Genomic DNA, 26,307 nt, shown 5'->3' on the forward strand with positions numbered 1-26,307 from the left:
AGGAGGAAGTATATGTTAAATAAAACGCAAATTCGCTATTGTTTAGACACAATGGCGGATATGTACCCAGAAGCACATTGTGAATTAATTCATGATAATCCGTTTGAACTAGTAATAGCGGTAGCATTATCTGCACAATGTACAGATGCACTTGTAAATAAAGTGACGAAAAATTTATTTCAAAAATATAAAACACCAGAAGATTATTTAAGTGTTTCTCTGGAAGAATTACAACAAGATATACGTTCTATTGGATTGTATAGAAATAAAGCGAAAAACATTCAAAAATTGTGCCGGATGTTATTAGATGATTACAATGGGGAAGTGCCGAAAGATCGAGATGAGCTTACGAAGTTACCAGGTGTAGGACGGAAGACAGCGAATGTTGTAGTATCGGTAGCTTTTGGAATACCGGCAATTGCTGTCGATACGCATGTAGAGCGGGTGAGCAAACGATTAGCGATTTGTAGATGGAAAGACTCTGTATTAGAAGTCGAAAAAACATTAATGAAGAAAATTCCGATGGATGAATGGGGCGTTACACATCACCGTTTGATTTTCTTTGGACGTTATCACTGTAAAGCACAGCGACCACAGTGTGAAGAGTGTCCATTGCTAGAAGTGTGTCGAGAAGGAAAGAAGCGAATGAAGGGGAAATAAAGGATGGAGCGAGTTATAGAAGTACCGAGAGAATTTCGGTACTTACCATTTTTTAAAGAAAGTGTAAATTCAATTGCGTATCATACAGAACAGTCTTTTGAAGAAATCATACAATGTACTTACTTTATATTTGATATAGAAAGACAATACGAACCGTGGAATGAAATTGAAAACAGTATTCCGGTAATGTTGAATGTATGGAAAAATAAGCATGAAGACATTGCCACATTATTTCGAAACAGAAAGAAACAAGAAGCTGAAGGTCCGATGATTCTTTTTGCAGCGCATTTGTTATCAATTGTATATTGGCTAAATGAGCAACCTGTTCATAGTTTGGATGAAATGGAAGATTTCACGAGTAAATTGGAAGTACAACCAGTTAATTTTATGGAGAGATATTCGTTCATTATAAAGAAACCGAATAATTATCATTCTTATATTCAGTTAGCGCAGTTGTATATTGAAATAGAAAAGTTATATGTAAAGAAAATGATAACAAAAAAGAAGTCCTTTTCTCGTTAAGAGAAAGGACTTCTTTTTTGTTATTAAGACTCTGTTGTAACAACATTTCCGTCTGCGTGAGGGGTAGTATCTCCTCCGGTATCCTGTTGCTGTTGTTGCTGTTCTTGTTGTTTGCGTTCCTCTTCAGCCTTTTTCTTAGCTTCTTCATCAGCCTTTTTTCTAGCCTCTTCGTCAGCTTTCTGCTTAGCTTCTTCATCAGCCTTTTTCTTAGCTTCTTCATCAGCCTTTTTCTTAGCCTCTTCATCAGCCTTTTTCTTAGCCTCTTCGTCAGCTTTCTTCTTAGACTCTTCATCAGCCTTTTTCTTAGCTTCTTCATCAGCTATTTTCTTAGCTTCGTCTTGTTTTAGTTTATCTTCATTAGCTTTTTTCTGTGCTTCCTCAGCAGCTTTTTTCTTAGCTTCTTCGTCAGCCTTCTTCTTAGCCTCTTCGTCAGCTTTCTTAGCATCTGGAGTTCCTCCAGGCGCAGTGAAGGATGCACCAACTGCAGGACTTGTTCCAGTACCTTTTTTCGCTACTACAGAGAAGCTGTAAGTAACGCCTGGTTTAATACCGCCAAGAGTAGCTGTTGTACCTTTTATTGATAAACTACCACTTGAACCGTCTGTCGCTTTATAGCTTGCTGCATATGCATCAACTTCTGCTGGTCCAGACCAGTTTAGTGTAACTGTGCTAGCACCATCGAAAGTGACATTAAGACCACTAGGTGCATCTACTTTAATTTGTTTCACTGCATCTTTCTTAGCACCTTTTACGTACAATTCACCATTTAATTCTTGTACAGAAGAAGGGCGTTCGAAACGAGATGTATCTGTAGCGAATTTACTCATCATTACTTGGAACATTTGCTGTGCAATTCTAGTATAACGATCACTAATGTAGTTTTCTGGGCCATTTTTTTCGTAACCAGTCCATACTGCCATTGTATATTGCGGTGTATATCCAGCGAACCAGCTATCTCTGTTTGCATCAGCTGGAATACCATATTCTTTTATAACGTCTGCATCAAAGTTTTGTGTTCCTGTTTTACCGGCAACATCAACACCTGAAACGTATGCTGTTGGACCAGTACCGCCAGAACCAGGTTTTACTACGTCACGAAGAACGTCAGTCACCATGTAAGCTGTGTAGTCTTGCATCGCACGTTGTTCTTTCGGTTTAAAACTTTTCTTTTTCCCATCTGGGAAGATAACTTCTTTTACGAAGTGCGGTTTATTGTAGTTCCCACCATTACCAAAGGCTGCATATGCCCCCGCTACTTGTAATGGAGAACTATCGTTACTACCAATTGCTGTTGATTCATATGTTTTGCCGTCTTTAAATGTCATACCTAAACCTTCAGCAAACGCTTGTGACTTAGGAAGACCAACCGCTTGAGCTGTCTTTAAAGCAGGGATGTTTAATGATTTTTTCAAAGCTTCACGTAGTGAAACGTCACCTTTGTAACTATTTGTTGCATTTCGTATTTTTTTTCCATCTGAATACGTATATTCTGAGTCATTTAATTGATGGTATGTAGACCATTGTAAATTCTCAATTGCTGGGCCGTAGTCGAAAATTGGTTTCATTGTTGAACCGACTTGGCGTTTTAAATCAGTGGCCATATTATGACCTTTGAAAGTAGACTTACTTTCTTTACGCCCAGCTCCAATTGCTCGAACTTCACCAGATTGTGTATCCATAAATACGAATGAACCTTGGAATTGATCGTTCGGATACTTAATAAGATTGCCATCCATAATTTTATCAGCGTAATCTTGAGCATCTTGATCAAGTGTTGTATGAATCGTTAAACCATCTGAACCGATATTTACATCCGGATATTCTTTTTCAACTTCTTTTACAACAGCATCTAAAAATGCTTGATACTTCATCTCTGTTACTTCTGAAGACGGTTGAAGGCCCTCAGTTACAGAGATTTTCATTGCGTTATTCATTTCGTCTTTTGTTATATAACCATGTCGATTCATTAATGATAATACGACGTTACGACGTTGTGTAGCTCGTTCAACGTTGTCTGGTTTTGTTGGATCATAAATATTAGGACCTTGGGGTAAACCTGCAAGCATTGCGGCTTCATGTAACTGTAAGTCTTTTAGATCTTTGTCATAATATTTTTTTGCAGCTGTTGCAATACCGTACGAACGGTTACCCAGGTTAATCTTATTTAAGTACATTTCTAAAATCTCATGTTTAGAGTATTGTTGCTCTAATTTGTAAGATAAGTACCATTCCTGTACTTTTCTCTTTGCAGTTTTGTCCATCGTTAGGAAATAGTTTTTGACTACTTGTTGCGTAATCGTACTACCACCTTGAGATCCAAAACCTCCAGTGACATTTTCCATAACTGCTTTTGTAGTTCGTTTAAAATCAATTCCATTATGATCATAGAAACGTGAATCCTCAGTTGCAAGGAATGCATTTTCAACTACTTTTGGAATTTGATCATACGTAACGTGGGTTCGTTTTTCAGCACCGTATTCGTAGAAAAAGTTCCCGTTCTTATCAAGAAACTTTGTTGATAAAGGATTGACAAGTTTTGATTTGTCTAATTTTGGAGCGTCCTTCACCATAACAAAGAAAGCGGAAACGCCAGCTACAAGACCAACGATACCGAGAAGTAGACAACCTATAAGGAATTTTTTAAAAAAGGAGCCTTTTTTCTTTGGTTTTTTTTCTTTATTTGTTTCTTGCTGTTGATTTTGATTTTTTACATGATTTCGTTCTGTACGAGAACGATAATTATCTGACATTATACTTTCTCCTACCTTTCATTCTCTCCCCAAAAGTCGAAAAAAGAGCCTTAGTGATGACTCTATCACGAAAAATAAACCGTGTCTAGTACACGGATATAATCAATCCGAGGGTGATAACCGCATGATAATAAAGATCCATGCTCTTCTATTTCTTCTTTCGTAATCGATTTCCGCCCACCAGTATTTTGACGATTCCAAAACGCAATAATATGTTTTGCATCTAATAAATAAAGTTCATCAAAAAGTGTAAATTTAATAATAACAAATGCAATTCCATTATGAGCGATTACTTGCTTCATATGTTCAATTTGATGAAGGTGGAAGTTTTGAAGTGGAAAGCTGGTTTTATTTTTTGTTTCTTTCGCTTCAAAGTCGATGTATTTCCCTTTATATACACCGTTGTAATCTGTTGTAGAAGGTTGTTTAAAATACGCTTCTTTTACCACTGCAGCACTTCGAGCGGGGTAATCTACTTTTACAATTTGAAGAGGAGTAGGTTTTTTATGTACACATGCAATATTATGGGTTAAGTAATATTCATTTGTTTCATTCAATTCCTCTTCAAGGGACATACCTCTATTACTATAAGTATGTTTTTTAATAGGTGTTTTATGAGGTTGTGAAGCTTGATTGAACCGTTTTCCATTTGGGTAACGAATGGTCATAGTGTGTCCACTCCCAACTTGTTAAGAATTACTTACAAAGGTGATTATAACAAAAAATGAAAAAAGATGTGACCTTTTTGAAGAAAGGGATGATGACTTATTCATGTTTACATGGAATGATTATGAAAAAATTAAACAATATCGTAAAAATATCGCTTGTACAGAAGAAGAAAAAATAATCGTTTACAACATTAAGAGGGAAATAGAAATAGCTAATATGGACAACATTTCTCGAACACAGTCTTATCAAGAATATTATGTAAGAAATAGTGAAATCAGGTGGGCCTTCTTAGCGAGTATGGTCTCGAGAAATGCGGGATGGAATATGACTGATTTAAAAGGGAAGTATTATGCTACTGTTTTACCTCAAAAAGTAAAAAAACATTTGTTTCTGACGTATGAAGAAGCGAATTGGATTATTTTTTTAGATGCATTTCCTCAGCTGTTGTTATACGAAGAAAGTAAGAGGAGGCAGGTGCCACTATTCTATCTGTTACAATATTTCAACGTATCCATTTTTATGGAAAAAGAATGGATATATTTTTGGGAGAAAAAAGATATAAACAGGCTCATGACAGCCCTTATTATAAATGAGCAAAATAAAATTCAAAAACCAGTTATTGAGAATGCATATTTTAAAAAACATGTATTCCATACAGTACTTTTTAAATTGCAAGAAATGCTTCATGTTAGTGCCGTTATTTTTCCAACCGTTGAAGGGAATATGTATGGTTTTTCAGTTTATCAATTTGAAACGGTACAAAAGCGTATAGAACTAGGGAAGAAATTAGCGGAGTTACTGTTTCATCCAGATTATAAAAAGTTATTCCATAGGTTTGCATTGCAAACTACACACACAGGGTCAAGAGCAGATTATGAATATTATGTAAGAGGAGCCAGAAAATCTTGTACGCCAGCCCTTAGAGAGGTTTATCTTGTTGTTGCACATAAGGGGATAAGTACGAGAGATTGGTTTTGTAGAGATACAGAAATAAATGAGCTATTTTTACCAGAAGAGTATAAGGGTGAAGTTGATATAACAGAATGGTATAAAAGAAAGAGAGAGCAAATCTATGTTGCTTCTATTGTAAATCGTTTTGTTAAAAGGATGGAAGAGTTCGTGATATAATAAAAAAGAAGTCCCGTCTTCATTTATGAAGACGGGACTTCTTAATGTGAAGTAATCCTGCCATTTGTGCTAAAGATTTAATCTCAAAACTTAATGAATATAAGAGATTAAGGATGCTTCAGAAATTAGCTTTTTGTAAAAGTATTAAAGTTTCACTTTATGTAGCAGGGAAGTTTGGACCATCTAACTTTGGATTGCCAGTTTCGGGTTTATTTTGTTTGTTTTGTTTTTTCTTTTTTTCATCTTTGTTCTTTGCCATCTTCATACACCTCCTTTTTGTATTGTTACCATTTCTATAAATGACATACAAAATGATTTCTTTGACGAATAACAACTAGTTTTGTCATGTGGGCAGGAGTGGGAAATCATTCGGCGAAATTACATGACAAAGGAAAGCAAAGAAGGGGGCGTTTTGTATATGGCGATGGTTCAGAAGGAAGATGTAATGAAAACGATGGATCAAATGTTAAGTTCTCTCGATTTGCTGGAAATGAACATAGGGATTAGAATGAATCATGCATTGAAGGATAAGAGTGAAAAAATATGCAACAAGATAGAAATAACAGAAATGCATATTGAGCATATGGAAAATAAATTAGTGCATCACGAAGAAAAAGGGAATTGGGTGAAGGCATTTCAAAACGTCGTAGTGAGTGCATAATAAGGTGGGAATAAAATGAAGTATGAAGCATTAATACAGTCTTCGGAAAAACTTATGCAGCATAATAATGAAGCGAATGTGAAAAAAAGAGAAATGATTGAATATGATTTTTATAAGGATATGAAACCATTTGTAGATATGGTAGATGAGGAATTAAAATTGTGGAAAGAATTAGCTTATAAATGGATTAAGGAAGAAAAACCGAAGTATATACATGTACAGCAAATTGATCAAGTGTACGATAATTTACAAACAAATGTGTTGCAATGTTTTGTAAATAAAGGAAAAGGTAAGCGATTCTTTGAAACACATCAAGCCATTTCGTATACTTTGCAAAATATAATTGAGCAATGTAAGTAACAAGAGGGGAAACCCTCTTGTTTCTTTATGCTTCTGTCATTGTTGTAGGTTTTGTTGCTCCGTTTATTTCTAATTCTTTTATTAACGTTCGGTAATCTGAAATGCATATTTTTCCTTCGAGATACCAATGTCTCGCAAAGTCTAACAATTCATTTACATTCTCTGTGTAATACCCCTTTTTTTGAGAAAACGCTTGTTTTAAATCCCCTAATACCATGTTGATTCCTCCCCCATGAGAATCTTCTTCTTCATTATCATAGCATGGAAGGGTTTTCTTTTTTAATTTTTTAAAAATTTAAACTTCCGACAAAAATAGACAGATACTCCGTCACACAAATTATTTTGCAGGTACATATTATATATGTAGAAACTTATGTGAAGGAGGAGAGAATGCATGTTTCAACAACCTAACGTATATCAGCAAACGAATCCATATGCACAGCAAAATATGTACCAATATAATACGGATACATATTTACGGTATAATATGTATCCTTTCGAGCCTCATTATGGAAATCAAAATTATTACCAGCCATTTGAAGTGTCGTTTATGAATCAACCGCAACAACAGCAGCAACCCTATATGAATCAACAGCAGCAGCCTTATATGGATCAACAACAGCAACCTTATATGAATTCCCAATACTATATGCCACCACCATCTCCCTATGGAAATCAGCAAGCGATGTTTTATCCACCAAAACAACCGTACCCAACGCAGAATAAACAAAAGCAACAACAGCAACCAAGCCAATTTTCTAGTTTTGTTTCCCAATTTAAAACGTCAGATGGTAACTATGATGTAAATAAAATGATGAATACAGCTGGACAAATGATGAATGCGATGAATCAAGTGACAGGTATTGTAAAGCAAGTTGGAGGATTTTTTGGTAAGTAATTTTGGAGGGGTGTCTATAAAAAAGTATCTTATATGAAGTAGGGACTAGACAAATTTCCTTGGAGTAAATGGGTATATATAACAAACGGCTTTCCCTCTTTTCTCATACTGTAAAGTGTAATCAGATTTTTTTTATGAGAGAGGAGAGAAAAAACTATGCATCATTGTCATCCTTGTTTTGGAGGGCATAAGCCTGTAGGACCTATTTGTACAACTGCTCCTGTCGTTCATCCGACGAAACAATGCGTAACACACTCTTTTTCAACAACGGTGGTGCCACACATTTTCCCAACACATACAACACATGTACATCATCAACAAATTAAAAACCAAAACTTCTTCCCGCAAACAAACTCGAATGTAAATGTTGTAGACCCAATCGATCCAGGATTTGGCGGCGGATGTGGACCATGTGGCCATGGTCATCACCACCACGGCCATCAAATATCTCCATTCGGACCAGGACCGAATGTATCACCGTTTGGACCAGGACCGAATGTATCACCATTTGGACCAGGACCAAATGTATCACCATTTTTACCAAACAATGTATCACCAGTAGGTCCAAATATTGGACCAAACGTTGGTGGAATATTTAAAAAGTAAATGATATGTTAGAACTAGCGAAATGCTAGTTCTTTTTTTGTAATTGGAGTGTTGATATGAAAGTTATTGCAGTAACAGGATATAAGCCATTTGAACTTGGAATATTTAAAAATGATCATCCAGGAGTAGAATGTATAAAAAAGGCGCTGCGTCGTAAATTAACTGCTTTTGTAGAAGGTGGTTTAGAGTGGGTTATAATAAGTGGCCAGTTAGGTGTCGAATTATGGGCTGCTGAAGTTGTTTTTGAAATACAAGTAGAATATCCAGATTTAAAATTAGCGGTATTTACTCCGTTTTTAGAACAAGAAGAAGGTTGGAAGGAAGATAACCGTGAATATTACGAATTTATTCTCTCACAAGCAGACCATATTGATAGTATCACGAAACGGAAGTACGAAAGCCCAGAGCAATTTAAATTAAAAAATCAATTTTTTATTGAAAAAAGTGATGCACTTTTAGCTGTATATGATGAAGAAAAACCAGGGAGTCCTAAATATATTGTAGAAGCAGCAAAGAAAAAAGGAGAAATAGAAAATTATCACAGTTATTTCATTCTTTTTTCCGATTTACAAGATATAATAGAAGAGGAACAGTGGAATAATGCTGAGTAATATGTAATATAGTACTCGTATATATGATTGACAAAAAGCATTGTTTCTGAAAAAATTTAGTTAATGAAAGTTTTGGCAAAAATTTGAGGTGAAGAAAATGATTTCGGATAAAATTAAATTAACGGCAAAAGATATTTTAGAAAAAGAATTTAAAACAGGTATGAGAGGTTATCAACAAGAAGAAGTAGACAAGTTTCTTGATATGATCATTAAAGACTATGAAGCTTTCCACAAGGAGTTTGATCAATTAAAGCAACAAAATGCTCGTTTAAAGCGTGAATTAGAGGAACAAAAACTAGTAGCAACGCAAGTGCCACAACAACCAGTTGTACAAACACCAGTTGCACAACCTGTATATAACAACACGAATACGGACATTTTAAAACGTCTATCTAATTTAGAAAAAGCTGTATTTGGAAGTAAGTTATACGAATAATTTTTGGTGATAAAAAGGTAAAAGCATTTTACATAGAAAAAAACATTGCAAAATCTTTTTGTTTCCACTATACTAATGGATGTCATAACGTTTGGGTAATCGCTGCAACGCCAACGTTGTAGAGGAAAGTCCATGCTCGCACGGCCTGAGATGGCTGTAGTGTTCGTGCCTAGCCAATTCATAAGCTAGGGTATTCTGGCTGTAAGGCTGGTTTAACGGCAGGGAAAAAACCTAAGTCCTTTCGGATATGGTTTGACTACCTTTAAAGTGCCACAGTGACGAAGTCCTTGAAGAAATGATAGGAGTGGAACGAGGTAAACCCCACGAGCGAGAAACCCAAATAATGGTAGGGGAATCTTTTCCAAGGAAATGAACGACGGGAAAGGACAGGTTGTATAACCTGTAGATAGATGATTGCCACCGGAGTACGAGGCGTGGGCCGTTTGCAGTACAAAGGAACAGAACATGGCTTACAGAACGTTATGAACCAACTATGAAATAACTCAGCTCTCCTTTGTTAGAGGAGGGCTTTTTATTTGTATGAAGTTATAAATTATGAGTTAAAATGGTTAATGAGAAAAATTTTCGTAAAATGTAATAATTAATAGGGCAAATTGCTATTAATTATTGTTTGAATATACATAAGAGGTGAATGCAAATGGGAAAAGTTACTTTAATTGCAACAGCGGCAATGGGTATTGAAGCGTTAGTTGCTCGAGAAGTTCGCGATCTTGGTTACGAATGCCAAGTAGAAAACAGCAAAGTAACATTTGAAGCAGATGAAAAGGCGATTTGTCGCACGAATTTATGGTTACGTACTGCGGACCGTGTGAAAATTAAAGTTGGCGAATTCAAAGCGACAACATTTGATGAGCTGTTTGAGAAAACGAAAGCATTAAACTGGGGAGATTATATTCCAGAGAACGGTGAGTTCCCTGTTATCGGTAAATCTTTAAAATCTGAGTTATTCAGTGTTTCGGATTGCCAACGTATCGTTAAAAAGGCTGTCGTTGAAAAATTAAAAACAACATATAAACGTACAACTTGGTTTGAAGAAGATGGTCCGTTATTCCGTATTGAGATTGCAATGTTAAAAGATATTGCAACATTAACAATTGATGCGAGCGGTGTTGGACTTCATAAACGGGGATACCGAATGGATCAAGGGGAAGCTCCTTTAAAAGAAACATTAGCTGCGTCTTTAATTAAATTAACAAACTGGAAGCCAGATCGTCCTTTCGTGGATCCTTTCTGTGGATCAGGTACAATTCCGATTGAAGCAGCATTAATTGGACAAAATATCGCACCAGGATTTAACCGTGGTTTCGCATCAGACGAGTGGGGCTGGGTAGGTAAACAAAACTGGCGTGAAGCTCGTCAAGAAGCTGAAGATTTAGCGAACTATAATCAACCACTGCAAATCATTGGATCAGATATTGATCATCGTATGATTCGAGTTGCTCAAGATAACGCAGAAGAAGTAGGTTTAGGTGATTTAATTACATTTAAACAAATGCAAGTAAAAGATTTCACGACAAAAGAGGATTATGGCTACGTTGTAACGAATCCTCCATACGGAGAACGTTTAAGTGAAAAAGCGCTTGTTGAACAATTGTACAAAGAAATGGGACAAGTATTCCGTCCATTAGATACATGGTCAGCGTATGTATTAACAAGTTACGAAGCATTTGAGAAGTGCTACGGAAAAGATGCATCAAAGAAACGTAAACTGTTTAACGGATTTATCCGTACAGATTACTACCAATACTTCGGAAAACGACCACCGCGTAATTCATAGTATAAAACTCCTCCAGCGCGCATATACTGGCTATTATGTAATGCGTAAAGGAGGAACTGGTATGGATAGTTTCCAATTATCAATGATTCAAAAAGCTATTCACCGTACGTATGATGAGCTCGGAAAAGAAGTAGATAGTCAAGGTGCGATGGTAGATGAAATACAAAAAGCACAAGAAGAATATTTGTCAGCTCTTTCACATGAAACAGCGATTGATAAACGGTATTTAAAGTCATTAATATAGAAGAAAATTTTCCTTTTTCGAAAGGAAAATTTTTTTTCGTGTATTTCTATGTATGGCAACAGGGGAAAGTGGCTGCACACATATGAATAGCAGCTACTATATCTTTTTATAGAAAAACTTTTTGGTTGGAGGCTAAGGATGTTTACTGAGAAGAGATTACCATTTGAAGTAGGAAAACAAGACAATTTTTATGATAAGTTGAATGAGTGGATTGGAGATGTATTTTATGACATCCTTCCGGAAAAAGGCTTTGAAGAGCGTGATGAACAAATTTTCATGGCGTTTCAATTAGAGCGTGCTTTCCAAGAAAAGAAAGTAATGTTCGCAGAAGCGGGTGTAGGAACAGGGAAAACAATTGTATATCTTCTATATGCAATTTGCTATGCGCGTTATACTGGAAAACCAGCTATTATCGCTTGTGCAGATGAAACGTTAATTGAGCAGCTTGTAAAAGAAGAAGGGGACATTGCTAAATTATCCGAAGCGTTAGGCTTATCGGTAGATGTAAGACTTGCGAAATCAATGGATAATTATTTATGTTTACGTAAACTTGAAGATGTTATGAGTGGACGAGCTCCAGAAGTAATTGAAGATGTATACTACGAATTACCGCAGTTTGTATTTGATCATGGTACGATGCAAAACTTTACTCACTACGGTGATCGAAAAGAGTTTCCGCTTTTAAATGATGAGGAATGGTCAAAAATAAATTGGGATTACTTCCAAGATTGCTTCACTTGTGATTCACGTCACCGTTGTGGTCAAACTCTTTCACGTGAACATTATCGTAAAGCGGCAGATTTAATTATTTGTTCTCAAGATTTCTATATGGATCATATTTGGACGTACGATGCTCGTAAGCGTGAAGGGCAAATTCCGTTATTACCAGAAAGTAGCTGCGTTGTATTCGATGAAGGACATCTTGTAGAATATGCAGCCCAAAAAGCTTTAACATATCGTTTAAAGCAAACGATGATGGAGCAACTTCTAACGAGATTATTACAAAATGATATTCGTGAAGAGTTCGCACATTTAGTAGAAGAAACAATTTGGCAAACAGAACGATTCTTTGATGTGTTACAAGAAAATAAAAAGGAAATTGCCGGTTCTGATCGTTTAGAAATTACTGTGACAGAAAAGGTAACAGCTGAAGCGAAGCGACTTTATGCGAAAATTGGTGAGGTCGGTGATGCGTTAGTATTTGAAAGTGAAATGCATACAGTAAACACGTATGATTTAAATATCGTCGATGAACATTTAGATGTATTAGAACATTCACTTCGTTTGTTCATGCACGAGAAAAATGTAATTACATGGGGTGAAGAAGGTGATGGAGCCTTCACGTTAGTAATTATGCCACGTGCAGTTGAAGAAGTATTACAAGAGAAAGTATTCTCGAAGAAAATCCCGTATATTTTCTCTTCTGCTACATTATCTAACAACGATTCATTCGCATTTACAGCAAATAGCCTAGGGGTAAAAGATTATTTATCATTCTCAGTTGCCTCACCATTTGATTACGAAGAACAAATGGCAGTAAACTTACTATCACATACGAAAGAAAATGAATGGGAAAGAAAGTGTCAATATACACTTGAAAATATACAGAAAACAAATGGACGTACGCTCGTATTATTCCGTACAACGCAAGAGCTTGCAGCGTTCAAAGAATATGTAAGTAAAGAACAAATGTCAGTTCCGTTCCTATATGAAGGGGATCAAGAAATTAGTCAGCTCGTTTCTCGTTTCCAAAATGAAGAAGAGACTGTACTTTGTGCCGTTCATTTATGGGAAGGTTTAGATATTCCTGGTTCATCATTATCACATGTTATTATTTGGTCATTACCATTCCCTCCAAACGATCCTGTGTTTGAAGCGAAGCGTAAACATGTAAATGATCCATTCTGGGATGTAGATGTACCATATATGATTTTACGTCTTCGTCAAGGGATTGGCCGTTTAATTCGTACGAGCGATGATAAAGGTACTATATCAATTTTCTTATCTGATACAGAAGATGAGAAAGTGGTAGAAGCGGTGAAAAACGTACTACCAGTAGAAGGTAAAGAATTGTAAGGAGAGAGCTTGGCGCTTGCCAAGCTTTTTTTTTATTATAAAAGGAATTTAGATTTTCATGTCGAATTAAGTTTGAGGTAGAAAAAGGAGGCTTTTATACGATGACAGTAGCTACATATGAAGTAGAAAAACAATTTTTAACATATGTGAAGAAGATACAGAATTACGGAGAAGCATTAAGCTTAATGTTTTGGGACTTGAGAACAGGTGCGCCTAAAAAAGGTGTAGACCAACGTTCAGAAGTAATTGGTATGCTTTCATCAGAAGTGTTTGCTATGTCGACTTCAGATGAGATGGGAAATTATTTAACAGAGCTTGAAAATTTAATACGTGAAGACAAACTTTCTGAAACGACGAAGAAAATGGTTGAAGAGTGTCGTAAAGAATATGATAGAAATAAGAAAATTCCACAAGCGGAATATGAAGCGTATGTGAAATTAGAAGCGAAAGCGGAAAGTGTGTGGGAAGAAGCTCGCGAAAAATCTGATTTCGAAATGTTCCGTCCGTATTTAGAAAAAATTGTTGAATTTAAAAAGAAATTTATTGCATATTGGGGTTACGAAACATATAAATATAATACATTATTAGATATGTATGAGCCGGGTATTACAGTAGAAGTATTAGATCATGTATTTGGTCAACTTCGTGAGCGTATCGTCCCACTCGTAAAAGAAATATCGGAGTCGCAAAAGAGATTAAAGACAAGTGCTTTATCAGAACATTTTTCAAAAGAAAAACAAAAGAACTTTACATTAGAGCTATTAAAACAATTGAATTATGACTTTGAAGCAGGTCGTCTTGATGAAACGGTACATCCATTTGAGATTACATTAAATAGAGGGGATGTTCGTATTACGACACGCTATGACGAAAAAGATTTCCGTATGGCTGTATTTGGAACAATACATGAATGTGGTCATGCTGTATATGAACAAAATATTGCAGAGAAATTTGAAGGTACACCGCTATGTAGTGGAACATCTATGGGCATTCATGAGTCACAATCATTATTCTTTGAGAACTTTATCGGTCGTAATAAATCATTCTGGAAGAAAAATTATGATTTATTAAAAGAGTATAGCGATGGTCAATTCAATGATATATCAGTAGATGAGTTTTATGATGCAATTAACGAATCGAAGCCATCGTTCATTCGTATAGAAGCAGATGAGCTTACATATCCGCTTCACGTCATGGTTCGTTATGAACTTGAGAAAGAATTATTTGATGGTACATTACAAGTGAAGGATTTGCCAGCGGCTTGGAATGATAAGATGGAAGCATATTTAGGAATTCGTCCGGCAAACGATGCACAAGGTGTATTGCAAGATGTTCACTGGGCTGGTGGTTCATTTGGATACTTCCCATCTTATGCGCTTGGTTATATGTATGCAGCGCAATTTAAGCAAAGAATGTTAAAAGACATTCCGAACTTTGATGCATTATTAGAAGAAGGAAACGTAACACCAATTCGTAAATGGTTAACAGAAAACATTCACCAATACGGTAAAACGAAAAAGCCACTTGAAATTTTAGAAGATGTAACAGGTGAAGGATTAAATGCAAATTACTTAGCAGATTATTTAGAAGCGAAGTATAAAGAAATTTATGATTTATAAAAAAGAGCTGCTTAATTGCAGCTCTTTTTTTAAAGGGGGGAGAAAAATGGATTATACATATACAGTAATGACGCAAGAAGAAGCAGAAGAAATTGCATACAACTGGCATTATGAAGGGGAATATTCCTTTTACGATATAGAGGCAGATGAAGAAGATTTAGCTGAATTTTTACATGATGAGAGTAGGGGGGATCATACCTTTTCTGTGAAGGAAAATGGCACTCTCATTGGTTATTTTACTGTTTGTATAATAAATGATGGAACGGTTGATATAGGTCTTGGAATGAGACCTGATATAACTGGGAACGGATTTGGTTTACAGTTCGTAAACGCTGGATTAGCTTTTAGTAAAGAAAAGTACGGATGTAATTATATAACGTTATCGGTAGCTACATTTAATGAGAGAGCGATTAAAGTGTATAAAAGAGCGGGATTCGAAGCTGTTGGAACGTATATACAGAAGACGAATGGGAGTTGTTTTGAGTTTTTAAAAATGAATTATATATGTAAAAATGATTAAAAAACAGAAGAATCTCCTTCTGTTTTTTTATGCAGAAATAAATCATACTTTTTGTAATTGGAAGTTTTGTAATTTTGGAAGAGGATGTGTATGATTGAACTTTAGTAGCAAATAGTAGTTTAGCAGGGAGAGGTAGCATGATTACAATTAAAACGAAAAATGAAATAGATTTGATGCATGAATCTGGGAAATTACTTGCTTCATGTCATAGGGAAATTGCGAAAATGATGAAACCAGGTATTACGACAAAAGAAATTGATACGTTTGTTGAAGCATATTTAGAAAAGCATGGTGCAACGTCTGAGCAGAAAGATTACAACGGATATCCATATGCGATATGTGCATCTGTAAACGATGAAATGTGTCATGCGTTTCCGGCCGATGTTCCTTTAACTGAGGGCGATATTGTAACAATTGACATGGTAGTAAACTTAAATGGTGGTCTTTCGGATTCTGCTTGGACGTATATAGTTGGAAAAGTTTCTGATGAAGCAGAAAGATTATTAGTAGTAGCTGAGAATGCTTTGTATAAAGGGATTGACCAGGCAGTAATCGGTAATCATGTAGGGGACATTGGCTATGCAATTGAAAGTTATGTAGCAAATGAAGGTTTTTCTGTTGCAAGAGACTTTACAGGACACGGGATCGGTAAAGAGATTCATGAAGAACCAGCAATTTTTCATTTTGGTAAACAAGGACAAGGGCCTGAGCTACAAGAAGGAATGGTAATTACAATTGAGCCTATTGTAAATGTAGGCATGCGCTATTCTAAAGTAGATTTAAATGGATGGACTGCAAGAACGATGGACGGTAAATTATCAGCTCAATATGAGCATACAATTGCGATTACAAAAGATGGTCCAATCATTTTAACGACACTTTGATAAGAAATGTAAGAGTTTACAAAAATCGAACGAAAATGATAATTTTATAAAATTTGTACGTGTTTTGTTAATAAATGCTTTTCAAAATATAAAAAGTGCGTTATAATCCTTCTATAAAATAAATAGTTAGCTACACTCATATAATCGCGGGGATATGGCCTGCAAGTTTCTACCGAAGTACCGTAAATACTTTGACTATGAGTGAGGACGAATATATTTGCTTGTTTAGCATTCTTTTTTGCGAAACTCCAAAAGCGCGTCTCTCACTTGTAACGAGTGGTGGCAGCTTTTGGAGTTTTTTTATTGCATAAGAGGGGGAACAAACATGAAAGTATTACAAGAAAAGATTTTGAACGAAGGAAAGGTTTTATCTGGTGACGTATTAAAGGTAGATGCATTTTTAAATCATCAAATTGACCCAGTACTTATGCAAGAAATCGGAAAAGAATTTGCTAAACGTTTTAAAGAAGAGAACATTACAAAAATCGTGACGATTGAATCTTCAGGCATTGCACCAGCAGTTATGGCTGCATTAGAGCTTGGTGTAAAAGTAATCTTTGCAAGAAAACGTAAATCGTTAACGTTACAAGATAATATGTACGTTGCAAACGTATATTCATTTACAAAACAAGAAACGAATGAAATTTCATTATCTCGAAATCATATCGATGAAACTGATCGCGTTTTAATTATCGATGACTTTTTAGCGAACGGTCAGGCTGCTTTAGGTTTAATGAGTTTAGTCGAACAAGCAGGAGCAAGTATTGCCGGAATTGGTATTGTTATTGAAAAAGCATTTCAAGATGGAGGAAAGAAGCTTCGTGAACAAGGTGTTCGTGTTGAATCACTAGCAGAAATTGCATCACTTGATAACGGCACAGTTACATTTGTACAGCAAGAAACTGCGGAGGTGAAATAAACGATGAAGCAACATCCAATTAAAATCGCATCGCTTGGTATGCAGCATATGCTTGCTATGTATGCTGGTGCAATTATCGTTCCGCTTATTGTGGGCGGTGGACTTGGTTTAAATCAAAAAGAGTTAACGTATTTAGTCTCAATTGATTTATTAATGTGCGGCGTTGCGACAATTTTACAAGCATTATCAAATCGTTTTTTCGGTATTGGACTTCCAGTTGTACTAGGTTGTACATTTACAGCCGTTGGGCCGATGATTGCAATCGGGAAACAATACGGCGTGTCTTCTATTTATGGGGCAATTATTGCTGCCGGGTTATTCGTTGTTATTTTTGCGAAATTATTTGGAAAGCTTGTAAAGCTGTTTCCCCCTGTGGTAACAGGATCTGTTGTTACAGTAATTGGAGTTACACTTGTTCCTGCCGCTATTAATGATATGGCTGGTGGAGTAGGAAGTAAGGATTTCGGTAGTCTTGAAAATTTAGCATTAGCATTTGGTGTGTTATTATTTATCATCATTATGTATCGTTTCTTTGACGGATTTATTCGTTCAATCTCTATTTTACTAGGTCTATTGTTCGGTACAATCGTTGCAGCATTTATGGGGAAAGTAAGCTTGCAAGCGGTTGGAGAAGCGGATTGGTTCCATGGTATTCAACCATTTTACTTCGGTACACCAACATTTGAATTAACACCAATTATTACGATGATTTTAGTTGCTTGCGTAGGGATTGTAGAAGCAACAGGTGTTTACTTTGCATTATCTGATATTTGCAATAAAAAGATTGGTGAAAAAGAATTAACAAAAGGCTATCGCGCAGAAGGACTAGCGATGGTATTAGGTGGTATTTTCAATGCATTCCCATATACAACATACTCTCAAAACGTAGGGCTTGTTCAATTAACTGGAGTAAGAAATCGCGTTATTATTTACACTTGTGGTGGTATGTTAATCGTTCTTGGGTTCATCCCAAAAATCGCAGCTATTACAACAATCATTCCGAAATCAGTACTTGGCGGTGCGATGTTAGCAATGTTCGGTATGGTAATGGCATATGGTATTAAAATGTTAAGTAGCGTTGATTTTGGAAGACAAGAAAACTTATTAATCGTTGCATGTTCTGTTGGAATCGGACTAGGAGTTACTGTCGTTCCTACATTATTCTCACAACTTCCAGAAAGTATTCGTATTTTAACAGATAACGGAATCGTACTTGGAAGTGCGTCAGCAGTACTTTTAAATATCGTATTTAATATGGTGCCGCAGCGTAAAGTGAAAGTAAAGGATGAACCAGTTCCGATACAAAGTGCGGTAAGAGAAGCGTAAAAAAGCAAGGTCTCGTTATGAGACCTTGCTTTTCTTTTTAAGTGGCATCATTTTTCCGTACGTACCAAGGCGCCATATATATTCAAGTGGCCCGTATTGATAACGTGACAGCCACCAGCGGCTAATAAAGATTTGTAACGTGTAGAAACCGATGCAAAATAGTGGTCCTATCCATAATGGAGCTGGATAATAATTTTTAAACAATAGTCCGAACACAAGTAATGTAACAATTGTATGCGAGATGTAATTTGTTAATGCCATTCGCCCAACGTACTGGAACGGACGTAATAATGTTTGCCATCTTTCTTTTTGTAATAAACGCATGAGCGTGAAAATGTAGAATATGAATAATGTTTTTCCGCTAAACATTGCAAGTCCTTGCATATAAAGTGGTTCATATGACGATGTTGATAAGAAATAACGAACCATAAAGAACCAAAACGGTAATGTTAAAACAAACATAATGATTTGCCATTTTTTTAGTTTCGAGTCTAACTCTTTCGTGCGACGGAAAATGTCTTTTTTACCAGCATATAAACCGAGTAAAAATAATCCGATTGTTTCTGGGAGCATTGAAATATTTAGCCCTATGCCATTAGCATAAAAAGCATGGAAACGATTTTGTATTTGTGACACCCAGTCTTCAAGTGGCATGATTGGTAAGGATAACCCAAGTTCCTCCTTTGGCATGAAGGCAATACCAATACTAGCAATTAGCATAAGAAATTGAAAAATACTTAATAAAACGATTGCCCATATTAAAATAGTACGAGGTTCTCTCCTATAAAATAAAAATAAGAAAAATCCAGCGATTGCATAACTATGTAAAATGTCTCCGTCCCATAAAAGAACGTAATGTAAGAAACCAAATAATAATAAAATAAGTAAGCGACGAACAAATAAAGTTTTTGGTCGATCTGTTTTCGCTTCAGCACGAGTCATAAAAATGTAAAAGCCTAGGCCGAATAAAAACGAAAAGATAGTATAAAACTTTGTTTGAATAAACATATCGTAAAATAGACGGATATAGCTATCTAGCCCCTCGTAAACTCCTGAAAGATCACGTGAGTCAATCCCGGCGATAATAGGCCAGTTAACAAGAAAAATACCTAGTACAGCTATTCCTCTAATAATATCGATGGAATGTATCCTCTCGCCTTGTGAAATGTTTTGTGTCATTATTTTCCTCCTTGTTAAGTAATTCCCTTTTATTATACAAAATGTAAGATGGAGGGTATAGGGTATATTTCCATTTTTTTTTACTATTAAGTTATGTAGGATGAGATATAATAAGAGGGCACAACAAGTTTTACTCTTCTTCAAAACAGGCAGTGAAGCTCCTTCTTATAAGGGGCTTTCTTTATGAAAAGTGTTGATAATGATTCTCTTTAATGATAAAATGTATTTAAAAGTGATAATCATTATCAAAAAAAGGTTGGTGCATGAGTATGGTATATGCATTAGTAGCAGGTACAGTTGCTGTATATGCAGTTATTGCAAAGTATGTTTTAAATGGAGTAGGAACAGCAAAATGAGTGATATGACATAAAATCCCTTTCATTTGTAAAAAGAATGAAAGGGATTTTTTATTTTTAATGAGAATATGCTGAAAATTTAGTATGATAGTAAAGTGAAACTGTAATCAATGAGGGGATGTATGTCCCGTTGATTATGAGCTCGCAAATAGCGGGGAAAAGTATATACATCTTGGATAAAGGGGAACAAGGGGATGACAAACATAGTACAGACAAACGGTATGAAAAAACTTGTTTGTTTTTATGAAGAGTGGCAAAAACACGGCGATGCAGAGAATAGTTTAAAGTTGTTTGAGGTGATTCAAAAATATAAGCAAGAGCAGCTTATGATTGCGTTCTGCGGTCACTTCTCTGCAGGGAAATCAACGATGATGAATCATCTATATAAAGCGCAGTTGTTACCAACAAGTCCAATTCCGACAAGCGCTAACGTTGTCAAAATTGAAAAAGGGATGGATCGTGTTGTTGTAACGGTTAAATCTGGAGAACAGTACGAGTATGACGGTGCATATTCAGCTGAAGAATTAAAACAAATTTGTAAAGACGGTGATGAGGTAATTGGTGTTCATATTTATCGGAATGATGCGCCAATTCCTGAAGGTGTTATGTTAGTTGATACACCAGGGATTGATTCAACAGATGATGCCCACCAACTAGCGACAGAATCAACGCTGCATTTAGCAGACGTAATTTTTTATATGATGGATTATAATCACGTCCAATCGGAAGTGAATTTACAATTTGTTAAAGAATTGAAACAACGTAATAAAACGGTTTATCTCGTTGTAAATCAAATAGATAAACATAAAGAAAATGAATTATCGTTTGAGGATTATAAAGATAGTGTAAAACAATCGTTCTCTAACTGGGATATTGAAGTAGATGGAGTGTATTATACTTCATTACGAATGATGAACCATACACATAATGAAATTGGAAGTTTAGAAACATTAATTACTTCTATTATGAAAGAAAAAGAGCAGTATGTAAGAGATGGAATGGAGCGAGAAACAGAATATTTGATGGGGGAACATTTCTCGTTTATTCTTTCTGAAAATGAAAAAGCTCTTTTGAAATATGAGGAAGAGTTAGCATCACCGCTTTCCATTTTAGAGATAGTGGAAAAGAAAGAAAAACTAACGGAAACTCAACGTCGCGAGGCTGGTAAAGAATCTCATGTGAGGAACGAATTTATAAAAGGCTTACAAGCTATATTAGATAACGCGTATTTAATGCCATTTGAAATGAGAGAATTAGCAAATGCGTACTTAGAAACGAAATTAACTAAGTTTAAGGTCGGTTTGCTATTTGCGAAAGGAAAGACGGAGCAAGAAAAACAGAGACGTTTAGATGCTTTTTATTCTGCCTTACAAAAGACTGTTGAAACGCAACTTGATTTCCATGTGAAAGAATTTATTGTTACCTTCTTAAAAGAAGAAGGATTGTTTACAGAGGAAATTGGGAAAGACATATATGCTTTAGAAATTGCTTTTGGACCAGAAATGTTGGCTGAAGTCATTAAACAAGGTGCAGGTTTCACAGGTGATTACTTACTTCTTTATACAGCGGATGTAGCGAATGAACTGAAGAAACGTTATTTTACAAAAGCACAGCAAATTTTTGATAAAAGTGCAGTTGTTTTAAAGCAAAAGGTGAAGGAAGCAGTTGCTCGTATGGAAGAAGAGATAGAAAAATATACGATGTTGCAAACGGCAAAAGAAACGAAATTGCAATACAGTAACAATTTGGAGACATATGAAAGTTATTTGCAAAATGTTTGGCACGAGCGTATTGCTACACCAGAAGGATTGCAAATAGAGGAGATATTGCAAAGCAAAACACAAATTGTTAGTGAGAAATTCACACTACAAGAACAGGAAAGCGTAAACAGTAACGTAATGGCTCGTGAGGAAGAGATAAAAGGAACGGCAGCTTTAAATATTCAGCGTATATTAGAGAAAGTGAAGAAAGCTGAAACGATATTAGAGCCATTGCCAGCGCTGAAACACGTACAGCAAGAGGTAATAGAAAAAAGGCGTCGTGTGGAAACGAAACAATTTACAGTAGCGTTATTCGGAGCTTTTAGTGCTGGGAAATCATCATTTGCCAATGCATTGCTTGGTGAGAAGGTACTTCCTGTGTCACCAAATCCGACGACGGCAACGATCAATCAAATTTTGCCAGTTACAGAGGAAAAACCACACGGAACAGTAATCGTCCAATTTAAATCAAAGCAAGCTCTATTAGAAGATATGAAAGCTGTTTATAAGCTGTTTCATTATGAGATTACTACGTTAGATGAAGCGTTAGCACAAATTGATAAAGTTATGAAATATCCTTCACCAACTGGGAAGCAAAAAACAACATTTAGCTTTTTACGAGCGGTACAAAAAGGGTATGATACGGTTTCTGCTCATTTAGGGGAGCAAGTACAAGTTACATTAGAAGAGTTTTCTGATTATGTAGCGAATGAAGAAAAATCATGTTTTGTTGAGTACATGGAGCTGTATTATGATTGTGCTTTAACAAGGCAAGGAGTAGCGCTTGTAGACACACCTGGAGCGGATTCTATTAACGCCCGCCATACAGACGTTGCATTCCAGTATATTAAAAACGCAGATGCTATTTTATTTGTAACGTATTATAATCATGTGTTCTCTCGTGCTGACCGTGAATTCTTAATCCAGCTTGGTCGTGTAAAGGATACGTTTGCTCTTGATAAAATGTTCTTCTTAATTAATGCGGCCGATTTAGCAGAGTCAGAAGAAGAACTTGAAATGGTAAAAGGGTATATCGCAGACCAGCTACTGCAATACGGTATTAGAAATCCACGTTTATTCGCAATTTCAAGTTTATGTGCGCTTGAAGAGAAACAAGGAAAGAATATTGAAAAAGAAAAGTACGGTATATTACAAAACTCTGGGATTGCGAAGTTCGAGGAATCATTTACATCCTTTATGATGAGAGATTTAATGCTCGTATCTGTTCATGCTTTATATGGTGCATTGCAAGGAGCGGATCAGCTTTTAGTAAATATGATAAATGGTGCAAAGCAGGGGAATGAAGAGAAAGAGAAGCAAGCGAAAAAATATGAAGCAGAGCGTGATCAACTACTTCATATTATTTCATCATATAGTGTGCTTGCTGAAGAGCAGGCGATGCAAAATGAAGTGAAAGAATTGCTTTATTACGTGCAACAGCGTCTATTCCTACGCTATAACGATGTGTTTACTGAATTTATTAATCCAGCATCGCTGCGAACGGACGGAAATGTGAAAGTGCAGTTGCAACAGTGCGTTATGGAATTAGTAGCATTTATTCAGCATGATTTATTACAAGAAATGCGTGCGACATCATTACGCATTGAAAAATGGATAGATGAAGCGATGAAACGTGCAAAGAATGAAATTGTGGTGAACTGTAAAGTAGAAAATGAATCAATTTCTATGAGTGGAACAGTGGATTATGAATATAAAGATATTACACATAAAGAACCGTTCCCTTCAGTTGAAATAAAAGATTTCAAAAAAGCATTGGCACATTTTAAAAATGAAAAAAGCTTTTTTGAAAAAAATGATAAAGCTTTCATGCAAGAAGAGGCTAAAGTTGTATTAGAGCCTTTCGTATCAAACTATGTAGCTGATGAAAAAGATTTATTTGTTCATCATTATAAGCAAGAATGGGATATGAAATGGAACTTATTCCAAAAAGTGATGCAGCAAGATGTGATGAATTATTATGAAAGTATATTATTTGCATTGGCTGAAACGATTGATGTATCACTATATGAACAAAGTAAAGAACAATTGCACAATCAGTTAGTAGAGATTGAAAAAGAAATTTATGTTATATAGTCGTTATGAGAAAAAGATTCGTTCAATTTTCTTTTGCAGTACAGTATCTAAAGATTTGACAAATCCAGCAAATTCATCGGTAGAAATCATATGAGTAAGAACGAGTCGTCTGCCATCTGGTGTTTCACCGCATAAGACGAATGAAGAAAATTCGTATGTTTTATTTTCAACTACTAATTTTGGATAGGAATACGTGTCGCTTTTCTTCTTCTTTCCATCAATAGAGATGACGTTGCATTTTTTCTCATTGTTGTCCATGGTGAATCCCTCCTTTCTATTATTTATGGTAGACAAGGAGGGTTTAGAACAATAGAGATGGGGGGATTTTTTATGTCTTTTGTAATAGAACGTATTTTAAAAGAGGCTATACCGAAGTCTTTATTGCTACTTGCTGATCCAAGTGAACGGCAAATAGCTATATATGTACAAAGAGGGTTAACATACGTAGCAAAGCAAAGGGGCAGCATCATCGGTGTGTATGTTCTTTTGGAAACAAGGCCGAAGACGATGGAAATCATGAATATTGCGGTTGCAGAGCATTTGCAAGGAAAAGGGATTGGGAAGAAGCTATTAAGGCATGCCGTAGAAACTGCTAAAGGATATGGTATGTCAAAACTTGAAATTGGTACAGGCAATTCTAGTGTTTCTCAACTTGCTTTATATCAAAAATGTGGATTTCGTATTTTTTCTATTGATTTTGATTACTTTTCGAAGCATTATGAAGAAGAGATTATTGAAAATGGCATTGTATGCCGTGATATGATTCGGCTTGCAATGGAATTGAATTAGAACGTATAACTTATTTAGGGGGAAGAGAAGATGGAAGTACATAAAGCAATTACAGCACATTCTCGTAAACAAAATGAAAGTGTAAAAGCATGTTTACAATTAGATGCGCAGCGTGAAGCAGCTATTGAAGCAGCCGTATCTCTTGCGTCAAATGGGAAAGAATTTTCGGTTGATGTCATTAATGTTGTAACAAAGCAAATTAATGATCTTGCAAAAAATGGTGTTACCTTGCAGCGTAAATATGTTACAGAAGAAATGGTTATGGAGTATGTAAGTCGTTTGCAAGAGAAAGAAGGTCGTTAAAGATGATAGTTACAGTCGAATGGTTACGTGAGCATATAGAAGATGAGAACGTCCGTATAATCGATTGTCGTTTTGATTTAGCGAATCCTAATTGGGGTAGAGAAAAGTATGAGGAAGAACATATCCCTCATGCGTTATATTTTGATTTAAATTTAGATTTATCAAGTCCAGTAACAGAACATGGTGGTCGCCATCCGTTGCCAAATATTGAAGAGTTTGCAGACAAGCTTTCGCGAGCTGGTATTAATGAACATACGATAGTAGTTGCATATGACAGTCAAGCGGGTGCAAATGCTTCTCGGTTATGGTGGTTATTAAACTATGTAGGACATGAGAAAGTATATATATTAGATGGCGGATTTCCTGCTTGGAAAGAGAAGGGATTACATATAACAGCGGAAATTCCTGTTGTTACCCGAAAAACATTCAAAGCCAATATACAAGAGCATATGCTTGTAACGATGGAAACGGTCAGAGAGAATATTCATGCAGGTGCAGATATTACGTTAATTGATTCTAGAGAGCCAAAACGTTATGCTGGTGTAGAAGAACTTGTTGATCCAAAAGCAGGACATATTCCGACAGCGGTAAACTATTTTTGGAAGGATGGAATGTTGCAATCAGGACAATTTAAGAATGAAGCTGGGCAACGAGAACGATTCCAAAATCTTTCGAAAGATAAGGAAACAATTGTATATTGTGGTTCTGGTGTTACAGCGTGTCCAAATATCCTTGCATTAAAATTAGCTGGATTCCAAAATGTTAAATTGTATGCAGGTAGCTGGAGTGATTGGATTTCTTATCCAGAAAATCAAATTGCAAAAGAAGAAGATTAATCACTTGCATGCAAAAATAATTTGTATTAAAATAAGGTCACAAGCAAGAAATTGCTCGAAAAACTTTGTATTTTACACATTAGAAACAATGTGATAATATAACGACAAGTAAATAATACATCCTGCGGTGTACGTAACTTATTTATGTCTAAAACCGATGTTAGTTATACGGAAGCTCAATATTTAGCGACCATCATCAAGCCTTCCTTGTGGAGGAAGATGTACGGTAACTGTGAGGGCATCCACCTGCGAGTAGCGGGTTTTTGGACATTTACGAGGAGCGGCACGTGCGGGGGTCTTATT

27 protein-coding genes, 2 other RNA genes and 1 riboswitch are annotated in these 26,307 nt (G+C 35.8%); of the genes, 23 read left to right on the top strand and 6 right to left on the bottom strand.

Going from position 1 to position 26,307, the window contains the following annotated elements:
* Window positions 1-12 precede the first annotated feature (12 nt).
* A complete protein-coding gene (gene nth / locus ATN06_RS08050) occupies window positions 13-660 on the top strand; it encodes an endonuclease III (protein ID WP_060630207.1) in 648 nt (215 codons plus the stop codon).
* 3 nt (window positions 661-663) lie between these two features.
* Window positions 664-1,182, top strand: coding sequence for a YpoC family protein (locus tag ATN06_RS08055; RefSeq protein ID WP_060630208.1), 519 nt, complete (start codon window positions 664-666; stop codon window positions 1,180-1,182).
* A gap of 23 nt (window positions 1,183-1,205) precedes the next feature.
* Here the strand turns inward: ATN06_RS08055 and ATN06_RS08060 are convergent, their stop codons facing one another.
* Together ATN06_RS08060 and recU are read right to left on the bottom strand one after the other, a co-directional pair.
* Window positions 1,206-3,932, bottom strand: a complete 2,727-nt coding sequence (locus tag ATN06_RS08060; RefSeq protein WP_060630209.1) for a PBP1A family penicillin-binding protein — start codon at window positions 3,930-3,932, stop codon at window positions 1,206-1,208.
* 65 nt (window positions 3,933-3,997) lie between these two features.
* The gene (recU, locus tag ATN06_RS08065) at window positions 3,998-4,600 is read right to left on the bottom strand and encodes a Holliday junction resolvase RecU (protein ID WP_060630210.1); all 603 of its coding nucleotides are present in this window, start codon (window positions 4,598-4,600) and stop codon (window positions 3,998-4,000) included.
* 103 nt (window positions 4,601-4,703) lie between these two features.
* Between recU and ATN06_RS08070 the strand changes: the two genes are divergently transcribed.
* On the top strand, window positions 4,704-5,729 hold the full coding sequence (locus tag ATN06_RS08070; RefSeq protein ID WP_060633107.1) for a DUF2515 domain-containing protein: 1,026 nt from the start codon (window positions 4,704-4,706) through the stop codon (window positions 5,727-5,729).
* Between the two features lie 157 nt (window positions 5,730-5,886).
* On the opposite strand, the gene ATN06_RS28110 is transcribed toward ATN06_RS08070, so the two are convergent.
* On the bottom strand, window positions 5,887-6,063 hold the full coding sequence (locus tag ATN06_RS28110) for a phage portal protein (protein ID WP_088116129.1): 177 nt from the start codon (window positions 6,061-6,063) through the stop codon (window positions 5,887-5,889).
* An 84-nt stretch (window positions 6,064-6,147) separates the two neighbouring features.
* Here ATN06_RS28110 and ATN06_RS08075 point away from each other — a divergent pair, with 84 nt between their 5' ends.
* On the top strand, window positions 6,148-6,390 hold the full coding sequence (locus ATN06_RS08075; protein ID WP_001252039.1) for a hypothetical protein: 243 nt from the start codon (window positions 6,148-6,150) through the stop codon (window positions 6,388-6,390).
* Window positions 6,391-6,405: 15 nt separating this feature from the next.
* On the top strand, window positions 6,406-6,750 hold the full coding sequence (locus ATN06_RS08080; RefSeq protein ID WP_060630211.1) for a YppE family protein: 345 nt from the start codon (window positions 6,406-6,408) through the stop codon (window positions 6,748-6,750).
* Window positions 6,751-6,775: 25 nt separating this feature from the next.
* On the opposite strand, the gene ATN06_RS08085 is transcribed toward ATN06_RS08080, so the two are convergent.
* Window positions 6,776-6,967, bottom strand: coding sequence for a YppF family protein (locus ATN06_RS08085; protein WP_000242661.1), 192 nt, complete (start codon window positions 6,965-6,967; stop codon window positions 6,776-6,778).
* A gap of 177 nt (window positions 6,968-7,144) precedes the next feature.
* Between ATN06_RS08085 and ATN06_RS08090 the strand changes: the two genes are divergently transcribed.
* From ATN06_RS08090 to pbuX, 13 genes are all read left to right on the top strand, one after another.
* Complete coding sequence (locus ATN06_RS08090) at window positions 7,145-7,648, top strand: YppG family protein (protein WP_060630212.1); 504 nt, start codon at window positions 7,145-7,147, stop codon at window positions 7,646-7,648.
* A gap of 156 nt (window positions 7,649-7,804) precedes the next feature.
* The gene (locus ATN06_RS08095; protein ID WP_060630213.1) at window positions 7,805-8,254 is read left to right on the top strand and encodes a spore coat protein; all 450 of its coding nucleotides are present in this window, start codon (window positions 7,805-7,807) and stop codon (window positions 8,252-8,254) included.
* 56 nt (window positions 8,255-8,310) lie between these two features.
* Window positions 8,311-8,865 carry an SLOG family protein gene (locus tag ATN06_RS08100; RefSeq protein WP_060630214.1) on the top strand — a complete coding sequence of 185 codons (555 nt, stop codon included), beginning with the start codon at window positions 8,311-8,313 and terminating at the stop codon, window positions 8,863-8,865.
* 97 nt (window positions 8,866-8,962) lie between these two features.
* Window positions 8,963-9,301 carry a cell division regulator GpsB gene (gene gpsB / locus ATN06_RS08105; RefSeq protein ID WP_000622425.1) on the top strand — a complete coding sequence of 113 codons (339 nt, stop codon included), beginning with the start codon at window positions 8,963-8,965 and terminating at the stop codon, window positions 9,299-9,301.
* An 87-nt stretch (window positions 9,302-9,388) separates the two neighbouring features.
* An RNA gene (gene rnpB / locus ATN06_RS08110) (RNase P RNA component class B) lies at window positions 9,389-9,779 on the top strand.
* Between the two features lie 180 nt (window positions 9,780-9,959).
* Complete coding sequence (locus ATN06_RS08115) at window positions 9,960-11,099, top strand: THUMP domain-containing class I SAM-dependent RNA methyltransferase (protein ID WP_000521229.1); 1,140 nt, start codon at window positions 9,960-9,962, stop codon at window positions 11,097-11,099.
* A gap of 61 nt (window positions 11,100-11,160) precedes the next feature.
* Complete coding sequence (locus tag ATN06_RS08120; protein ID WP_060630215.1) at window positions 11,161-11,343, top strand: DUF3921 family protein; 183 nt, start codon at window positions 11,161-11,163, stop codon at window positions 11,341-11,343.
* 138 nt (window positions 11,344-11,481) lie between these two features.
* Complete coding sequence (locus ATN06_RS08125) at window positions 11,482-13,419, top strand: ATP-dependent DNA helicase (protein WP_060630216.1); 1,938 nt, start codon at window positions 11,482-11,484, stop codon at window positions 13,417-13,419.
* A gap of 101 nt (window positions 13,420-13,520) precedes the next feature.
* Window positions 13,521-15,038: a carboxypeptidase gene (gene ypwA, locus ATN06_RS08130; protein WP_060630217.1), complete on the top strand. Its 1,518-nt coding sequence runs from the start codon at window positions 13,521-13,523 to the stop codon at window positions 15,036-15,038.
* A 46-nt stretch (window positions 15,039-15,084) separates the two neighbouring features.
* On the top strand, window positions 15,085-15,558 hold the full coding sequence (locus ATN06_RS08135) for a GNAT family N-acetyltransferase (RefSeq protein WP_060630218.1): 474 nt from the start codon (window positions 15,085-15,087) through the stop codon (window positions 15,556-15,558).
* 137 nt (window positions 15,559-15,695) lie between these two features.
* Window positions 15,696-16,442, top strand: coding sequence for a type I methionyl aminopeptidase (locus ATN06_RS08140; protein ID WP_060630219.1), 747 nt, complete (start codon window positions 15,696-15,698; stop codon window positions 16,440-16,442).
* A gap of 116 nt (window positions 16,443-16,558) precedes the next feature.
* Window positions 16,559-16,660, top strand: a riboswitch (purine riboswitch).
* A 107-nt stretch (window positions 16,661-16,767) separates the two neighbouring features.
* Entirely contained in the window at window positions 16,768-17,361 is a 594-nt protein-coding gene (locus tag ATN06_RS08145; RefSeq protein ID WP_048527098.1) for a xanthine phosphoribosyltransferase, read from the top strand.
* A 3-nt stretch (window positions 17,362-17,364) separates the two neighbouring features.
* Window positions 17,365-18,687, top strand: coding sequence for a xanthine permease PbuX (gene pbuX, locus ATN06_RS08150; RefSeq protein ID WP_002194155.1), 1,323 nt, complete (start codon window positions 17,365-17,367; stop codon window positions 18,685-18,687).
* 15 nt (window positions 18,688-18,702) lie between these two features.
* Here the strand turns inward: pbuX and ATN06_RS08155 are convergent, their stop codons facing one another.
* Window positions 18,703-19,866, bottom strand: coding sequence for a DUF418 domain-containing protein (locus tag ATN06_RS08155; RefSeq protein ID WP_060630220.1), 1,164 nt, complete (start codon window positions 19,864-19,866; stop codon window positions 18,703-18,705).
* A 550-nt stretch (window positions 19,867-20,416) separates the two neighbouring features.
* Here ATN06_RS08155 and ATN06_RS08160 point away from each other — a divergent pair.
* Window positions 20,417-24,076 (top strand): dynamin family protein, encoded by a 3,660-nt coding sequence (locus ATN06_RS08160; RefSeq protein ID WP_060630221.1) that lies wholly within the window; start codon window positions 20,417-20,419, stop codon window positions 24,074-24,076.
* 3 nt (window positions 24,077-24,079) lie between these two features.
* Here the strand turns inward: ATN06_RS08160 and ATN06_RS08165 are convergent, their stop codons facing one another.
* On the bottom strand, window positions 24,080-24,334 hold the full coding sequence (locus ATN06_RS08165) for a DUF3931 domain-containing protein (protein WP_000369740.1): 255 nt from the start codon (window positions 24,332-24,334) through the stop codon (window positions 24,080-24,082).
* 72 nt (window positions 24,335-24,406) lie between these two features.
* On the opposite strand from ATN06_RS08165, the gene ATN06_RS08170 reads away from it, so the two are divergent.
* The 4 genes from ATN06_RS08170 to ssrS all read left to right on the top strand — a co-directional run bounded on the left by ATN06_RS08170 (window position 24,407) and on the right by ssrS (window position 26,303).
* The gene (locus ATN06_RS08170) at window positions 24,407-24,865 is read left to right on the top strand and encodes a GNAT family N-acetyltransferase (RefSeq protein WP_060630222.1); all 459 of its coding nucleotides are present in this window, start codon (window positions 24,407-24,409) and stop codon (window positions 24,863-24,865) included.
* Window positions 24,866-24,895: 30 nt separating this feature from the next.
* Window positions 24,896-25,168, top strand: coding sequence for a YpbS family protein (locus ATN06_RS08175; protein ID WP_000451820.1), 273 nt, complete (start codon window positions 24,896-24,898; stop codon window positions 25,166-25,168).
* Window positions 25,169-25,170: 2 nt separating this feature from the next.
* A complete protein-coding gene (locus tag ATN06_RS08180) occupies window positions 25,171-26,004 on the top strand; it encodes a sulfurtransferase (RefSeq protein ID WP_060630223.1) in 834 nt (277 codons plus the stop codon).
* 116 nt (window positions 26,005-26,120) lie between these two features.
* A non-coding RNA gene (ssrS, locus tag ATN06_RS08185) (6S RNA) lies at window positions 26,121-26,303 on the top strand.
* Window positions 26,304-26,307: the final 4 nt, after the last annotated feature.

This window comes from Bacillus thuringiensis (genome assembly GCF_001455345.1).
GTDB lineage: Bacteria > Bacillota > Bacilli > Bacillales > Bacillaceae_G > Bacillus_A > Bacillus_A thuringiensis_N.

Bases quoted from the DNA above. Each gene is read 5' to 3' on its own strand.
- ATN06_RS08055 (WP_060630208.1), top strand. From the start codon at position 664: ATGGAGCGAGTTATAGAAGTACCGAGAGAATTTCGGTACTTACCATTT.
- pbuX (WP_002194155.1), top strand. From the start codon at position 17,365: ATGAAGCAACATCCAATTAAAATCGCATCGCTTGGTATGCAGCATATG.
- ATN06_RS08090 (WP_060630212.1), top strand. From the start codon at position 7,145: ATGTTTCAACAACCTAACGTATATCAGCAAACGAATCCATATGCACAG.
- ATN06_RS08070 (WP_060633107.1), top strand. From the start codon at position 4,704: ATGTTTACATGGAATGATTATGAAAAAATTAAACAATATCGTAAAAAT.
- ypwA (WP_060630217.1), top strand. From the start codon at position 13,521: ATGACAGTAGCTACATATGAAGTAGAAAAACAATTTTTAACATATGTG.
- ATN06_RS08075 (WP_001252039.1), top strand. From the start codon at position 6,148: ATGGCGATGGTTCAGAAGGAAGATGTAATGAAAACGATGGATCAAATG.
- ATN06_RS08100 (WP_060630214.1), top strand. From the start codon at position 8,311: ATGAAAGTTATTGCAGTAACAGGATATAAGCCATTTGAACTTGGAATA.
- ATN06_RS08060 (WP_060630209.1), bottom strand. From the start codon at position 3,932: ATGTCAGATAATTATCGTTCTCGTACAGAACGAAATCATGTAAAAAAT.
- recU (WP_060630210.1), bottom strand. From the start codon at position 4,600: ATGACCATTCGTTACCCAAATGGAAAACGGTTCAATCAAGCTTCACAA.
- ATN06_RS08145 (WP_048527098.1), top strand. From the start codon at position 16,768: ATGAAAGTATTACAAGAAAAGATTTTGAACGAAGGAAAGGTTTTATCT.
- ATN06_RS08095 (WP_060630213.1), top strand. From the start codon at position 7,805: ATGCATCATTGTCATCCTTGTTTTGGAGGGCATAAGCCTGTAGGACCT.
- ATN06_RS08180 (WP_060630223.1), top strand. From the start codon at position 25,171: ATGATAGTTACAGTCGAATGGTTACGTGAGCATATAGAAGATGAGAAC.
- ATN06_RS08120 (WP_060630215.1), top strand. From the start codon at position 11,161: ATGGATAGTTTCCAATTATCAATGATTCAAAAAGCTATTCACCGTACG.
- ATN06_RS08080 (WP_060630211.1), top strand. From the start codon at position 6,406: ATGAAGTATGAAGCATTAATACAGTCTTCGGAAAAACTTATGCAGCAT.
- ATN06_RS08175 (WP_000451820.1), top strand. From the start codon at position 24,896: ATGGAAGTACATAAAGCAATTACAGCACATTCTCGTAAACAAAATGAA.
- ATN06_RS08155 (WP_060630220.1), bottom strand. From the start codon at position 19,866: ATGACACAAAACATTTCACAAGGCGAGAGGATACATTCCATCGATATT.
- ATN06_RS08165 (WP_000369740.1), bottom strand. From the start codon at position 24,334: ATGGACAACAATGAGAAAAAATGCAACGTCATCTCTATTGATGGAAAG.
- ATN06_RS08170 (WP_060630222.1), top strand. From the start codon at position 24,407: ATGTCTTTTGTAATAGAACGTATTTTAAAAGAGGCTATACCGAAGTCT.
- ATN06_RS08125 (WP_060630216.1), top strand. From the start codon at position 11,482: ATGTTTACTGAGAAGAGATTACCATTTGAAGTAGGAAAACAAGACAAT.
- ATN06_RS08140 (WP_060630219.1), top strand. From the start codon at position 15,696: ATGATTACAATTAAAACGAAAAATGAAATAGATTTGATGCATGAATCT.
- ATN06_RS08115 (WP_000521229.1), top strand. From the start codon at position 9,960: ATGGGAAAAGTTACTTTAATTGCAACAGCGGCAATGGGTATTGAAGCG.
- ATN06_RS08085 (WP_000242661.1), bottom strand. From the start codon at position 6,967: ATGGTATTAGGGGATTTAAAACAAGCGTTTTCTCAAAAAAAGGGGTAT.
- nth (WP_060630207.1), top strand. From the start codon at position 13: ATGTTAAATAAAACGCAAATTCGCTATTGTTTAGACACAATGGCGGAT.
- ATN06_RS08160 (WP_060630221.1), top strand. From the start codon at position 20,417: ATGACAAACATAGTACAGACAAACGGTATGAAAAAACTTGTTTGTTTT.
- ATN06_RS08135 (WP_060630218.1), top strand. From the start codon at position 15,085: ATGGATTATACATATACAGTAATGACGCAAGAAGAAGCAGAAGAAATT.
- gpsB (WP_000622425.1), top strand. From the start codon at position 8,963: ATGATTTCGGATAAAATTAAATTAACGGCAAAAGATATTTTAGAAAAA.